The organism is Barnesiella sp. WM24 (genome assembly GCF_004570975.1).
In the GTDB taxonomy this organism is placed as follows: Bacteria; Bacteroidota; Bacteroidia; order Bacteroidales; family Muribaculaceae; genus Muribaculum.
Genome location: NZ_SPPC01000003.1, coordinates 139,026 through 154,046, shown reverse-complemented (window position 1 = coordinate 154,046; position 15,021 = coordinate 139,026). Strand labels below are relative to the sequence as shown.

General features: G+C 47.1%; 9 protein-coding genes. All 9 read right to left on the bottom strand.

Annotated features, from left to right (window positions below; all coding sequences use genetic code 11):
- Nucleotide 1: 1 nt before the first annotated feature.
- The 9 genes from E4T81_RS03895 to E4T81_RS03855 all read right to left on the bottom strand — a co-directional run bounded on the left by E4T81_RS03895 (nucleotide 2) and on the right by E4T81_RS03855 (nucleotide 15,020).
- Nucleotides 2–3,250 carry a CHAT domain-containing protein gene (locus tag E4T81_RS03895; RefSeq protein ID WP_135041606.1) on the bottom strand — a complete coding sequence of 1,083 codons (3,249 nt, stop codon included), beginning with the start codon at nucleotides 3,248–3,250 and terminating at the stop codon, nucleotides 2–4.
- Entirely contained in the window at nucleotides 3,247–3,660 is a 414-nt protein-coding gene (locus E4T81_RS03890; protein WP_135041604.1) for a hypothetical protein, read from the bottom strand. Before E4T81_RS03890 ends, E4T81_RS03895 begins: the two co-directional genes overlap by 4 nt.
- Nucleotides 3,661–3,688: 28 nt before the next feature.
- On the bottom strand, nucleotides 3,689–4,876 hold the full coding sequence (locus tag E4T81_RS03885) for an energy transducer TonB (protein ID WP_135041602.1): 1,188 nt from the start codon (nucleotides 4,874–4,876) through the stop codon (nucleotides 3,689–3,691).
- Nucleotides 4,877–5,590: 714 nt separating this feature from the next.
- Nucleotides 5,591–6,622, bottom strand: a complete 1,032-nt coding sequence (locus E4T81_RS03880) for an alcohol dehydrogenase (RefSeq protein WP_135041600.1) — start codon at nucleotides 6,620–6,622, stop codon at nucleotides 5,591–5,593.
- Between the two features lie 11 nt (nucleotides 6,623–6,633).
- Entirely contained in the window at nucleotides 6,634–7,620 is a 987-nt protein-coding gene (locus tag E4T81_RS03875) for a DUF3644 domain-containing protein (protein WP_135041598.1), read from the bottom strand.
- Between the two features lie 5 nt (nucleotides 7,621–7,625).
- Nucleotides 7,626–8,330 (bottom strand): M48 family metallopeptidase, encoded by a 705-nt coding sequence (locus E4T81_RS03870; protein ID WP_135041596.1) that lies wholly within the window; start codon nucleotides 8,328–8,330, stop codon nucleotides 7,626–7,628.
- Nucleotides 8,327–11,506, bottom strand: a complete 3,180-nt coding sequence (locus E4T81_RS03865; RefSeq protein ID WP_135041594.1) for a type I restriction endonuclease subunit R — start codon at nucleotides 11,504–11,506, stop codon at nucleotides 8,327–8,329. Before E4T81_RS03865 ends, E4T81_RS03870 begins: the two co-directional genes overlap by 4 nt.
- On the bottom strand, nucleotides 11,503–12,666 hold the full coding sequence (locus tag E4T81_RS03860; RefSeq protein WP_135041592.1) for a restriction endonuclease subunit S: 1,164 nt from the start codon (nucleotides 12,664–12,666) through the stop codon (nucleotides 11,503–11,505). The genes E4T81_RS03865 and E4T81_RS03860 overlap by 4 nt, the downstream gene beginning before the upstream one ends.
- Nucleotides 12,663–15,020 (bottom strand): N-6 DNA methylase, encoded by a 2,358-nt coding sequence (locus E4T81_RS03855; RefSeq protein WP_135041590.1) that lies wholly within the window; start codon nucleotides 15,018–15,020, stop codon nucleotides 12,663–12,665. The genes E4T81_RS03860 and E4T81_RS03855 overlap by 4 nt, the downstream gene beginning before the upstream one ends.
- Between the last annotated feature and the right edge of the window lies 1 nt (nucleotide 15,021).

The following is a 15,021-nucleotide window of genomic DNA, read 5'->3' as shown; positions in this document are numbered from 1 at the left end:
TCTATTCTATGAGTATAAACGATGACCAGACCTCCTTATTTGCCGGGTCATGCGAAAGTAGTTCTTTTCTTGCGTTATAAAAAGCATCGTGCACACTTTTCCCTGTTGCCGCCTGACGATAAAACTCGGCCATGAAGTCGGCGGCTCCATTGTCCTTTACTTGGCGGAGAGAACAAATGAGGGAACCACTTCCGGCGATGCGGAAAGCACGTTGCAGCCCCCACACGCCATCTGCCGACAGCTCCCCGAGACCTGTCTCGCAAGCCGACAACACTGTAAGATTCAATTTTGGGAAGGTGAGAGTTTCCACCTCCTCCGAGGTCAGGATATTGTCCTCATCCTCCGTGATTGTTTCAGCCTTCCACGAAAGATTGCCGTTACGCATCACAAGACCGGATGCCGACGTGCGGTTGCCCATCAGAAGCCGTCTTGCGATATTATGGTCAAAGTCGGTGGTGTCATTGAATGCTTTTGTCAGTTCATTCTCTCCCCGGTAGAAACCGTGGGTTGATATATGGAGAGTCGTTATCGGCTGACCCGACAAACTCTTGACGTACGCTTCGGTAGCTTCGTCATTGAACGCCCTATGATATTCACTGATGCCGTCGAGACTTTCAGCTATACGATAAAGCTCCGTTTCGACTCCGGCAAGGTCGTTCCAGTTACCGCGATAACCGTCATCAAGCCCACGAGCCTCGCCATTGGGCGAATTATGGTCGGCAACACCGATAGCCTCTACGCGGTTGCCTATTACCTCGCTCATGTGAATATCAGAGAGGTGAAACACCCTGTGCAGGTCATACTTCTCGCACATCGGAACACCGTCCTCATCCTCTGCAAACTCAATTGGCATGGTGTTCAGAATGCCGTCAGTTGAGAAGTAAATTCTTCGGTTATGTTTAAGATAGGGTCTGAGACGTGTCCAAATCATTTTCGATATTTGGTTTTTGTCATGATTCCCCGACTCTCCAAGTTCAACAAAAATTATGGGTTGCCCATGCTCAATTATAAAGCATCCGAGACTGGACTTGCCGGCGTCGACATATTCCACATAATCTATCATCTGAGCTGTCGGAGACATCCCCGTCAACAATGTCGCTGTATTGTACCTTCCAAAGCGGAGATTGAATTTCTCTCTATTCAAATAGTCGTCAATAAGATAACGCTCACGTGAATCTATCGCTTGTTGAAGTGAGTGCGCCAATTCTTTATCAGCTGAATTTATAGCCCGTGTCAGTTCAGCTTTAATTCCATGAATTTTCGCTATTTCCATCCGTGCGGAATCATTGTCAGCAAGTAGTTCAAGAATTTCAGCCTGTGTATGGAAGAGAAGTCCCTTTGAAAACAATGAATAGTCAAGCGCTAATTGTGACAACTCAGGAGCAAACTTAATTGCAAAGATAATCTCATCCCTTCTTGTCCGAAGTTCCTTGTCCATGTTGCGTCGTTCATTGTTGCTCATAAAAAGCAACTGACGCATCAATTCGCTCCTGTAATCTGAAAAGACATCGGTGGCGACACCGGTGATTTTTGGAGATTGCCGAGACGCATAAAACCGTTGACGCATGAGATTGATGTGTGAACGCTCTTTCGGGAAAATATCATCTAAGGAATCCAACATCTTCTCGGCCTCGGAGAATTTACCTTCCAGAAGTTTTAGCCTGTATTCATAACAGTTGGTGTCGAAATCATTCGGGCGCTGTTTCCGGTAGATGGCAAGATTGTATTTTGTGCCATCGAGATTCCTTAATTGAAGATGGAAGTGCAATCTATCGGCAATGGCATCGAGATAGGCATTAGATGATTCGCCATGCAACTTTGCATTCCGTAGTAGCTCATCAAGATAATACCCTCTACGTATATCCTCTCCCTCAATCTCATCAAGCCGTGCCAAATGCCTCAGGACTATTAATAACTGTGGGTCGCCAGGCGCATAATCAAGCATACGTAAATACGCGGTTTCAAGATATTTGCGTGCTGTTATATAATCCCGGACTTCCATCAGGTAATATCCCTTTTGCATCAGCAGTTCATTCAGGAGTCTTGGTTCATCACCTATCAGCATATTAAAGACAGCCTCGGCTCTATCAAGAGCTGATATTATCTTGAAGCTATTTCCTTCGTTGGGATAGACTTGCGAATTGAGAATATGCCTTATGACTTCGGGGTATGTAACCCAGTCAATACATTTTTCCGCTTTTCTGAAATACTCAGCAGACTTTTCAGGGTTGCTGAACGTATAAAGAACGCCTAATGATTCGTAGTAATTAAAAATATCATCAACCCCGAGTTCACTCGAAGTCAGATATTTCTCCAATGCAAGAAGCGTTGTTTCAGCCAACTCAACAAATCCAGTCTGGCGTAATATATTGGCACTATTCACCCCGGCTACGAAGAACTCCCCGAGTGACGGAGCATTGGCCTCTGCTTTCTTGAAATAGGAATAGCCTGTATCGTGATTTCCTTCAATCCAATACAATTCTCCCAAAGTATTACTAACGCAAAAGATCAGATGGTGATTCTTACCCATCCGCATTTCAGCTTCATGAGCAAGATGTTTGGCTTCATTGTGGTTGCCCGAACGCTGATATTTCTGAGCAAGGGATATGAGATACTCACAAGCCGTGGAGTCCGATACTTCGGGCGAATGTAATGCAGCCTCTTTTGCCGGAAGTAATAGGCTTATGGATTTTTCGTAGTTTTTGTTTTTTCGCTGTAAGCTCTCAGCACACTGATTGGTCCAGAACACGAACTCTTCGGAGTCATATCCGAAGTCACGCTCTATTTCTCTTGCCGTCCGGACATAAGCTGAATCGGCCTCTACATATTTATATACCTTATCATAGGCATTTGCAAGAATATATCTAACTGGGACGAGACCGGCATCGACTGTAATCAGATACAGCGCATCATTTACACCGGATTTTTCTATGGCTTTAACACCTTTCTCAATCAACCCGATAGCCGACATGTATGCGTTGTAGTGTGCTGAATCTGTCAGCGCATTGCCTTCAATTTGATTTAATAGTCCATTCCCAACCACAATTGGTATTGCAGCCAATTCCGGTTCTGACTTTGAACTTGTCCATCTGTTCAGTTCCTCCTCAGGATTGCTGCTTTCAAGTATGCGAAAATACTCAATCAGGAGTGATTCCGCGTCAACTGGTTGAGGTTTAACCCGTCCGAAAGCAGTCAAGGCCACCATCAAAATGGCAGCCAAAACGGATGCTGAAGGACGTAACGGTCTCATTTGAAAAGATAGTCCGGTTGTTTTGTGACGATGGTTTGTTGAGATTGGAACGGTTGAGAAGAATAGTTATAATTCACCTGTTTATATCCGAGGCATTCCCTCAACTCTGTCACGGCATTGTCCAATTCCCAAAACGAAACATGGTCTTCGTTGTTAATAATTTTTTTCAGACGTTCAGATTTATCACACGCTGTTTTAAGAATGCCAAGATATTCCTCGTTTTCTTCCTCGACTTCGTCCAAGCGATTTTTTAGTCTATCCTTTTCTTGTTCAAGAGCCCGGATTATCTGAGTAGATTGCTCTAAGTCCACCTTTAACTGAGAAATTTCTCTGTTTGCACTATCAAGTCGTTTTTTTTCGACAAGTCCTATCTCATCGCAACTGACAAGTATAGTTGCGGTCATCAACATAGAAAAAATGTATTGAAACGTCCTCATCTTATTTTAACCATTTGGGAAGTTCCTCTCTTTCGGGGTCAGCTTGTTCGGCCATTTTCATGTATTTGTCGGCCTTGGCATTATCGTTTTGTTCGCGATACATGCGGCTGAGCATGACAAGTGCGCCAACACCCTGAGGCGATTTGGCGAGTTTGTCTACATTGGGTTCGACAAAAGGAATTAGCTCCTTTTCATTTTCAATGAAACAAGCCCGAAGACTCATCAGATAGCCATATTGCGGCCATAGTTCCTGCTTTTCAGTTGCCGGAATCAGTTCGTCCAACAGATTCTTCACCTTCATCTCATAATCCGGATTGCGAGTTTCCATATATGTCCATAGCAAGGAAGTCCGGGGATAGATATTATCGGCATCAATAGATTTCATTTTCGCAGCCAAATATTCCATCGGCTCCACGGCACTGTTTCCGATTCCGTTCAGTCTATTCCAACGTGTTAGCTCATCAATGGCATATTCAAAAACGGCCTGATTGTCTCCTTCCTTGCCGACAGCAGTATTCATAGCCGTGATATTTTCAATCGGCTCAATGCTGTAAGGATTAATGTGATAAGCCTCTTTGAAATAGGCTATGGCATGTGGAAGATTGTTTTCCTGTCGTGACTTGATACCCAAATCCATCATTTCCTTATAACCGACAGAATCAATCTCCACAGCATCGAATCCTTCATACTGAATATCTTGCCTATCGTCCTGAAGCTTGTAATTCACCGGCAACACATACCACACATTCACCTTCTCTCCATTCAATATACCCGGTGTAAAGCCCTTCATGAGACTGACAACACGCACCGCTTCAGTGTCCAATGCAGGGTCAACCGATTGGATGACCTCAACGTTGGCAACATTACCCTCCTTTGTCACGACAAATTTAACCAGCACCTTACCCTGAATATTGTTCTGCACCGCACTTTCAGGATAGACAAGATTCTGCCCGAGGAACGACATGAGTCCGCTCACGCCCCCGGGATATTCGGGTTCGCTGTCGAGCGACTGCAAATCATAGACCGAAGTCTTCTTCCCGTTGACGTTAACAGAGTCCGGACCCTTATCCTTGACAATCAAAATCTCCGTAATCTTTTGCTCTGTTTGAGCAGATGCGGAGAATGTAGAAGCACTTGCCAAAAAGGAAAGTATTGCAGTTAGAGTGTAATGTCTTGGTTTTAGTGTCATAATTGTTTCTTATAAAAATGGTGTGAGACATCGAATTACCCTACATTCAGGCCTTGGCTTGCCTACGAGATGGATAAAAACAACAGCCCCACACCATGATGCGTATAGAATCGCCAACCGGGGTTGGCGGCTATATGCAATCGATGCAGGTGCTATCGTTCGATCATCCTCATCTCGTTTCAGACGGCCAAGTTTGAATGTAGAAGACAGTCGGCGAATAACACCTTCATATGTTTGCTCCTGAATCCATAGCCCGGAAGCGCACTCACCTCCGTGAGATGCCCTCTCCGAACACCGTATTTGAATCCAAGTACGCAAATTTACAAATAATCTGCCAAACATACGGGCTGTTGTTGGTGTTTTATTATGCTGAGCCGCTGATTTCCACCGATTCAGCTCAACATCTTCATTTCTGGGACGTCATTATATCCACATGCTAATACCATAAGCTCGAAAAGGTAAATGACAGATTATTTTTCAATCTACATAAGCTGGATGAATCCCTCTATACTATTGCTATCGCATACAGGAGCAATCATCAACAACAACCCTTCAACAGTATGTTTGCTCTTTTCACCAACCCCTATGCAATCAGCAGGGACATGAAACGACGTAGCTCAAATTCTTCGGCACAACCATCTACTACGTCTTCCTCCAAGCCACCGGCTTCATCGACAACTACCTCAATAGCTGCCCCTGCAAATCTCGCTGGATTTAATCCGTGGAAATAGCCACTTTGATTACTCCATCCTCTCGCTTTTCAAAAAGCCGATAGGCTTCCAGTATGCGGCTCAAGGGATAGCAGTGCGTGATCAAGTGCGTTGTTTCAATTTTACCTTGCGCGATTAGTTCCATAATCTTGTCGCAGTCGCAAGCATCAACGCCGCCTGTCTTGAATGTTAGGTTCTTGCCATACATATCAGGCTGTGGCAAGGTCTGTGCTTTTTCATAGAGTGCCACGATTGTAACTATCGCGTTTGGCCGGGCACACTCCCATGCCATACGGAAGGTGTCTTCAGTTCCAGCAACCTCAATTACCCGGTCGGATCCTCGCTCATCCGTTAAACCGTCAAGCACCTTTTGGCACTCCTTCGGTTCAACTACAATCACATCGGCATAGTGTGTACGCACAAATTCGCGCCTCGTCTCGTCGATCTCGCATACAACGATCTTCGCCGGATTGTAGAGACGGACACACTCCAGAGTGCAAAGGCCTGTCGGACCGGCTCCTATTATCAAAACAGAGTCATCGCTCGAAATCTCGGAAATCTTAGCCGCCCAGTAACCCGTGGCAAGTATGTCGCCGACAAACAAAGCCTGCTCATCGCTTACATCCTCCGGTATAGGAGTCAGACCATTGTCTGCAAATGGCACCCTGACATACTCCGCCTGACCGCCGTCAATACGACAGCCAATTTTCCAGCCTCCTGAAGTGCAATTGTTTACAAAGCCACGCTTGCAGTAGAAACACTCTCCACAGAACGTCTCGACATTCACAGCCACGCGATCGCCCGGCTTTACTTTGAAAACTTCCGAACCGACAGCCTCCACGACTCCTACCATCTCATGGCCGACAGTTATGCCGACCTCCGCCTGAGGCACCGCCCCATGCAGAATATGTAAATCCGACGAGCAAATGCTCGACAGCGTTACCCTCACTACCGCATCCGTCGGATCAATAATATCCTGCTTAGGCTTATTATTCAGCTCGAACCGTCCTTTTGCCGTATATGTCAACGCTTTCATATGTTGCTGTATTATTTAGATTTACGTGTATAGAGCAAGTCCAACTTCTGCCAAATATTAGTACTATAAAAATACTGGGATTGGGATTTTGGATTAGTATTATCCAACTTCCGCTGAAAACATAATTTACTTTCTCGTTTAATCTCCTTCATGATAGCATTAAAGCCACTCCCACGTTTAAAATCAGAGTAACGTTCTTTCGCTTTTGCGCAAACGTCCATATAAGAGTATGGAAACCGTTGCCGAATATCCTCCTCCGAAAGAGTTACAGGCGTACCGTCTTTACTATATTGAACTGGAGTACTTTCAAAGGAGTTGCTTTTGTGGAAATTTACCCCTATTCGTATGGCAATATCAAACTCATCTGATGGTTCCGATCTTTCCATCATCGATTGGACCACCGATATGAAATTTTGAGATTCCCGTGTCATAGTGCCGGTAGCCATAATCCTACCATCCAAATATGCTAACGGCATAAGATACAGGTTATATTTACTTATACCACTTTTAGGACACCATTTCTTGATAATGGTGATATAATTCCTAATACACGCAAATCCAAGCTCTTGAACAGGCTTTTGTATTGAAGTAGTATTTATGAAGTGTATGGCGTTGTCACGAAGTTCTATCAAAGCTTCGATGTTGAGTTTAACGGCCTCTGGAATATCTTTTTTATCCCACAGACGTTTCATTGCTTCAAATATAGAGATTGACTTGGGGTTGCCAGTGCGGTTTCTATCAAGAATTTTCTTTTTCGTTGATTTGCTGCCATCTTTGTTCTGATAGGCTTTATAGCAGAATATTGAATTAGGTTTGTGGTTGTTCAGTTTTAGCAAACGAGCCTTAAAAAGAATTTCCCACGCATTGATAGCCAATATCGCAAATGTCTCTTCCCTATATTTGAAATCAGGTTTGTTGTAGATTTCAATTGCTGAGACCATACTTCCGATTGACTTTTCAATCAGCGACTTATATAGCTTGCTGTTTTGTTTTGGCATAAGTTTTATTTTTCGGGTAATGCGAGTGCTATGAAGTTGTCGAGTTCTTGTTTCCGGGCACGCCAGTCGGGAAGGTGGGTATCGAGTAGGCGGGTAAAGTTCTCATCATGTTCGCGTACATGGAAGTGGGTCAGTTCATGCACTACGACGTATTCGATGCAGCGGCACGGTACGCGGGCAAGAAGGAGACTGAACACAACTCGTTTTTGCGATTGGTAGCATTGTCCCCATCGCCGTAACACCATATCGATTTCCCATTTTATACCCTCCATATCAGGGCAGACGATGGGCAGCCATCTCGTCATCATTTTTTCAAGCTCGGTGTTAAGCTCGTTTCGGTAGTATGTAAAGAGCATCGCTGCACGTTCGGCCCGTGTCTGCTTTTTTGACTCGTGCATCTCCATGAAATTCGTGGTGAGTGTTATACCCAGATGCATGTCGGGGATAATTTGCAGCAGATAACGGTTGCCGAAGAGATAATGACTCTCTCCGGTGACAAATTCACGCTCGGTCTGTCGGGGTTGTGACTCTATCTCCTTAAACTGTTTTCTTATCCAGCCCAGTTTGGAAAAGAGAAAAGTAGAGATGTCCCAGTCGGTCATGTGTTCAGGCACCGACAGATGCACACGCCCCTCCGGCGGGTATACCGAAAGGTGCATATTCTTGATTTTCTTACGTTCTACGTCGACCTCAAATTCTCCTACTTTCATTGAAATTCTTCGTTTGATGCAATTATACCCATTAACGAATTAAGCCGGTCATCATCAAATCCGGTGTAGTGACCGACTGCCTTTGAAAGTCGTAGACGACGGGCTTTAAGCTCGCGCCAATTGTCCTGTGCATTGTTCTCCACTACATCGTAAACGCCCAATGCCAGCTCGACATCCTTGTCGAGATTGTCGTATAGGGCACGTTTCAGCGGTGTGTCAAGCTCTTGGGGATAACTTGCGCGTCCATGTGTCCGCGATGCAGTCATCAGGAGTTGCACAAGCATTGTGCGGTAGTCGATTGCTTTCTGCCGATATTCCTCCAGCAATTTGTTGAGCTTGTCGCTCAGTTTATCGAAATACTCCGGGTTGGTATCACGCTTGCGCACAATGTAGTGACGTATATTGGATGCGATTGTCTCCGCAACGGACGGTTCACCATCCTTGCCGCCGTCAGTCAGTTCATCGGCAACCTGCTCCGCATCCTTTTCCGTCTCAATAAGTTCCAGAAATGTGAAATCCTCCAGTTTGGCGAGTACCTCTGAACGGGGAGCTTTTACATAGCGGTCGAGTAACTGACGCATCATCGAATTATACTGTTTAAGATCGGTCATGTCTCCCGAGCGAAGCATGATTGCATCGCGAAGTTCGGCATAATCCAGCACCGTCTGATGTATCCTTTCGGCCTGTTCTACTGTGTATCCAGCTTCCACCATCTGTGTGGCAATGGCGAGATAACGGTTTGTCAGTTTCTGCACGAGGTTGTAAAATCCTTCTCGTTTGTTTGCATTTTCAAGACTTACCGCCTGTTGTTCTTCGGCCGGGGTCGTTGTCTGGTTCCAACAAAAGAAGTCGAAATACTGGTCGGCACCTTTCGGCTCTTTCACAAACTGCACATAATTCTCCAGTTCCTCAAGGGCATCGTCAAGAGCCTTTTTCGATTCGTCAAGACGGTTCTTCAACAGTCCGCCCACATCCCCGTCGCTGAAACCTGAAAGGGCGTTTTCGTTCTTTCCGGTAGTGTAACCCTCTATGGCGTCATGAATTTCGTTGAAAAGGTCTTTGTAGTCGATGATGTAGCCGAACTCTTTCCAGTCTTCGCTCTTGCGGTTCACACGGCAGATAGCTTGAAAAAGATTATGATCTTCCATGTGTTTGTCTATATAGAGGAATGTCGCTTTGGGGGCGTCGAAACCAGTCAAGAGCTTATCGACCACAATAAGGAGTTTCATGTCGTTAGGATTGTCGATAAACTGTTTCTTGGCCCATTGCTCATAGCTGACGGCATCCATGTCGCCCATCATCTCTTGTGCTTTCCTTTGCTTAAATTCCTCCTCTGTGAGCTGGCTGTCATCGCTATATCCATCTTCTATGCTTATACCCAATGCCGGGTCGTAGCTTGTCACAACTGCCACATGATTATGCAACTCGGGAGTCTGCTGAAACATATCCCAATAGCGGTAAGCCTGATATACGTCGCCGGCTACAAGCATAGCGTTCCCGTGGCCATTAACCAATGGACTGAGGAACACCATATCCTCACACACATTGGCTACTATACGCTGCATACGGTCGTGGCTCGAATAGAGTTTCTGCAATGTCGCCCATCTCTTTTTCAAGGCTTCTTTCGCGCGATCGCCGAGGCCGATGGTGCGGGCATCAAACATTCGGTCTATTTTCTCTTTATCGCTCTCCTCGATGGCTTGTTCAACATTGCGGGCTTCATATTGGAGATCGAGGATAACACCGTCGCGCACCGCCTCATCAAATTTATAGGTGTGGATAAACGAGCCGAACTGTTCGAGCGTAGTGAGTTTGTTCTGTTTCAAAAGCGGTGTGCCGGTGAAACCTATCATCATCACTTTGTCGCCCATCATCTGTTTCATGGCTTTGTGAAGCACACCTCCCTGAGTGCGGTGACACTCGTCGACGAACACATAGAAGTTTCCCGCCGGAGCGAAATCCTCCGGGAGTGACCGGGCTATTGCTTCCATGATGTTTTCGGCACTGCGTGTCGCCTTTTTCCCGCTTACGGTGATTCGGTCGGCAGTGGCATCGTGCAGACCGAGGCCGAATTTATGAATCAGGGTGGTCAGCACACTGTTGCCGGGTTTTCGGATTGCGTCCACAAGCTCGCGACCGCTGCGCACTCGCTTGGGTGTCTGGTTGGTGTTTTTGAATCCTGTTTCTATCTGTCGGTCAAGCTCGTCGCGGTCGGTCACTATGAGTATGCGGTTGTCGCCCGGCTGTTCTTGAATCCACTGCGCGAGCCACACCATGGTCAGCGACTTACCCGCGCCTTGCGAGTGCCAGATGATTCCGCCCTGATTCTTGCGGACGCGCTCCTTGGCCGCTGCCAATGCGAAGTATTGGTTCGGACGAGCCGCTTTTTTGATTCCTCCGTCATAGATTATGCAGTCGTGTATAAACTCCAACAGACGCCCGGGTTCGAGCATCTGCAAAAGGGATCGGAACATCTCGTTTGGAAATTCCTGCATCGTAAACCGACTTGGCGGACACGGGTCGCCTGTCGGCTCTTTCCATTTCAGCCAAAATTCCTCAGGTGTCTTCGTAACGCCATATTTCAGACCCTCGCTCTCGTTTCCGGCCATAATCAGCTGCACCGTCGTGAAGAAGTGGCATATCTCATTATCCTGCTGGTTGCGGCGGTTCTGACGGATTGCATTGGCAACGCTGACGCTCATTCGTTTCAGTTCGAGCACCACGAGGGCGATGCCGTTGACATACACCACCATGTCGGGGCGGCGGTGGCGCAGGTCTTCACTGACGCGTCGCACCGTCACCTCCTCGGCCACGGCAAAATCGTTTTCCTTGGCGTGTCCCCAATCGATGAACTGCACCGTGGTGTTTACCTCGTTATAGCCTTGGCTCACCGAAACGCCATAGCGGAGCATGCGATACACCTCCAGCCCTTTGTTATAGAGGTCGCGGTACTGGCTGCACTGAGCCGCTTCGCGCAGTTTCATAATGGCCTCGTCGGCCATCGCCTCGGTGCAATGCTGTTTGTTGATTAGAAAACGACGCAAATCATCGACGCGGATATTGCTATTTTCAGTGTCGGCAAGATTGCCTAAATAGCGATAACCGAGAACGCTCTGCACCAGGCGTATCGCCTCGTTTTGAGTCACACGCTCCGGATGGGTTATAAGTTGTCTCATATCAGACGAATTTTTCCGGTTAACAATTGCTTCATCATTCCTTGCTTCACCTGCTCATACTTTGCAAGCTTCTTCTCCAGATTCTCAATCTCCGAGTCCATGTCGGTCAGTACCTTGGCGATAGCTTCCTGCTCGGCGAGATCTGTGGGCATTATAAATTCATAATTCATGATATGCCGCTTGTTCCCTCGAGGCATTTTCGTCCCTGCGATTCCCTCCATATTATAAGAAAAGAATTTGTCATGCGACAAGATTGTATACAAGAACTTAGCGTTAATAATATCATAATTCGACCGAACTACAAGAACGTCTGCCGATACGCCTCCAGAGCAGTCTGCAAACCATATTTTCTTCAAATATGGACGAATATTTGAAATTAAAATATCATAGGGAACATAGCTTTTTACCATATATGAGCACACATAATCATCATAAGGGATTATTCCACCCCTGTTTGAAATCATGTTTTCAGTGCACACGTAGTTCTTAGCATCAAACATATCGGATGGAAGAGGAACATTGCCATATGACGCCACATCAGATAATAAGTTTGTTTTCCACGGTTTATTGAAGCCGGGGAGGCGGAGGGAGCCTGAGAGAAGGCGCGACATTGCGCCCTGCTTGATGTTGCGCTTCTTCTCAATCAGCTTCCGCAACACATCAATCAACCCGTCAATATCACTCAACGCCTTGCCGATAGCCTCCTGCTCCCCAACCGGCGGAACAGGAATTAGCCCCTTTGCGACATTAGGTATAGGCAACTGAGGAATACTTGTTGCTGAGCCTTCGTAAGGATGAGCAAAATTGGTGTAGTACGAATAAAAAAGAGAAGATGCTCCTTTTTTCGGAGATAACACTAAAAGCCTAATAATAGCATCAAAATCTGTGTTACGATATTCTGCAATCCCTAAATTTCCTCGACCTGTAATTGTAAAAGAGTTCTTGCGATAACGCGGTGATGATGTATAGCCATACAACCCTTTGTCAATGTTTGAATTCGAATAGATAGGATAAATGTGACACGATGTTTTAACCTCGGAATAATTGTCTCGCATTAAATCGCCAGCCGCGTTTATATCAAATAAATCAACTGTACGCTTCACCTCCCAATCGTGAGGAATCGGGCCGATGTCGGTATGTCTGAAATTCGTCTCTATCATAATGTGAAGCCCATTGTTTTGAGGTGGTTGAGTACTGCGGATTCTTTCTCGCTTACTTCCGCTTCTATGTCGGCGAGGGTGTCGGAGTAGCGGTAGTGGAGAGCTTTTATTTCGGTGGCAAGAGACTGTGCAACCCCGTCCATCGCCTCATGACTGCGGTTTACGATGGTCGCAAGCCATTTGTCATTGACCACAAGACGTCGCACCGTAGCTTCGTCAATCTGCGAATACTTTAGCAGAATCTTGTCGTAAAGCTCGATGTTGAGTTTCTTGAGATTCGCTTTCAGTTTTTTGAGCGTGGCGGTCGACATCAACCGCTCTTTTTCGGAGAGTCTGATATATTGCGACCCTTCTTCATCCTCGTGGTCGAGACCATCAGTCGACGTCTTCAACTGTTCAGTGATAGCATAAATTCGTTCAGAGAGTTCGTTATACTTGTCTCTCTCCTCCGAGAAGAATGTCTCCACCACAATTTCGAGCGGAAGGAGGTCGCAGGAGAGGTCGTCCCACTTGGCGTTTTTCTTCTGCGGCACGGTCAATTCCGGCGCCCAGCCGTCGCGTGAAATCATATACACGTCGTCCTGCATGGTCTCGTTCCAGTAGTTCATTAAGCAATCGTACACCTCATATGCGTTGAGCAACGACTCAGTGCCGAGCAGAGTGCGGAGCAACGAGTCGCTCCACTGCTTGATAACCTCCTTGGGGTGACAATCCTTTTCAAGAGCGAGCATCGATGTGCGCACGGATTCGGCCCAACGGTCGAGGGCGCAACCGAACTCCACGCGGCGGGCCATATAGGCGGCATTGTTCTCAATGGTGTCGGCAATGGTATCAGGCGATTGAATAAGACTGGCATACCCATCGCGCAGCTTAATGAACAACTCTGCGCGGAGCGACGGAGCCGCCTCCCAGACATGACCGAGACGATCGATGTCGGCCTCCGGTATTCCGCCATGGAGATGAGCCTCAATGTCGTGGTCGATTTCCTTGCTCTCGGGAGCTACATAGCGGGGTATGTTGAGATTGTAGCCCTCGGCGCGTATGTCGTCGTAGCTTGCGAGGCGGGCGAAATGGGGAATATCTGTGCGGGCTTCCCATGCGTCGGTGATGCGTCGCAAATCCTGTTCGCGCAGACGGTTTTTGCAGTCCTCGTCTTTGTAGAAACCGCGAGAACCGTCGATAAAGAGGATGCCGTCGCGGCTGCGGTTCTTGTCGATGACGATGATGTTTCCGGCAATGCCGGTGCCGTAGAAGGTGTTGGGCGGCAATGCCACGATGCCGGAGATGAGTTGCTGGTCAACGAGGAACCGACGCAGTGTTTCCTCGTCGCCGCCACGGGTGAGCACACCATTGGGGAGAATTACTGCGGCATGTCCGGCAGGACCGTTCTGAGTAGCGTTTTTCAGCGACTTCACCACGTGCATCAAAAAGGCAAAATCGCCATACTGCTGCGGAGGCACTCCGGTGGAGTGGTTCCATCGTCCGAACTCGTCATCCTCCTTGGCTGTCGACATCCAGCGATGGAGCGAGAAGGGAGGATTGCTGACAATATAATCGAATGTGTCGAGCACACCGTTGCGTTCATGCAGAGGATTGTTGAGGGTGTCTCCCCAGCGTATGTCAGCAGTCTCGTCGCCATGTATGATCATATTAAGGTTGCACATCTCCACGTTGCCGGGATCGATTTCCTGACCTTGCAGACTGACACTTGTGCCGGGACGTGCCGCAGCTTTGGTACGGAGCAAAAGAGAACCGGAGCCACAGGTAGGGTCGTAGGCCGAGATGTTGCGACGGGTATCACGGTTCACTCCTATAAGTATCGCCATCAAACGGCTTACCTCGGTGGGGGTATAGAACTGACCCTTGTCCTTGCCACTCTGACTGGCGAAGTTGCGCATCAGATATTCGTATGCGTCACCGATGAGGTCGTCGTCGGCGGCACGGTTGCGCTTGAAGTCGAGACCGTCAGCCTGAAAAGCTGTGACCAGTTCCGTTATAACATTACTTGCCGCCTTGAGGTCCTTGCCGAGATCTTTGTTGCAGAAATCATGTTTTGTCTGGTCGATGAAATCAAGCACACCGGGATTGGCATCCTTTATCTGTCCGATAATCTTGTTGATACCGTCGCCAATGGCGGTAGTGCCTTTCAGCTTGACAATATCCTCGAAATAGCATCCGTCGGGAATCTCGATGAGTTCCAGTTCTCCCGAATGCTTGCGGTCAGATATATATTTGAGGAAGAGCATGATAAGAACATAATTCTTGAACAACTCGGCATTGAGTCCGCAGTTGCTACGGATCTTGTTAGTGCACTTAGCCAACGTGCTATATAGTTCAGACTTCTTTATTGCCATA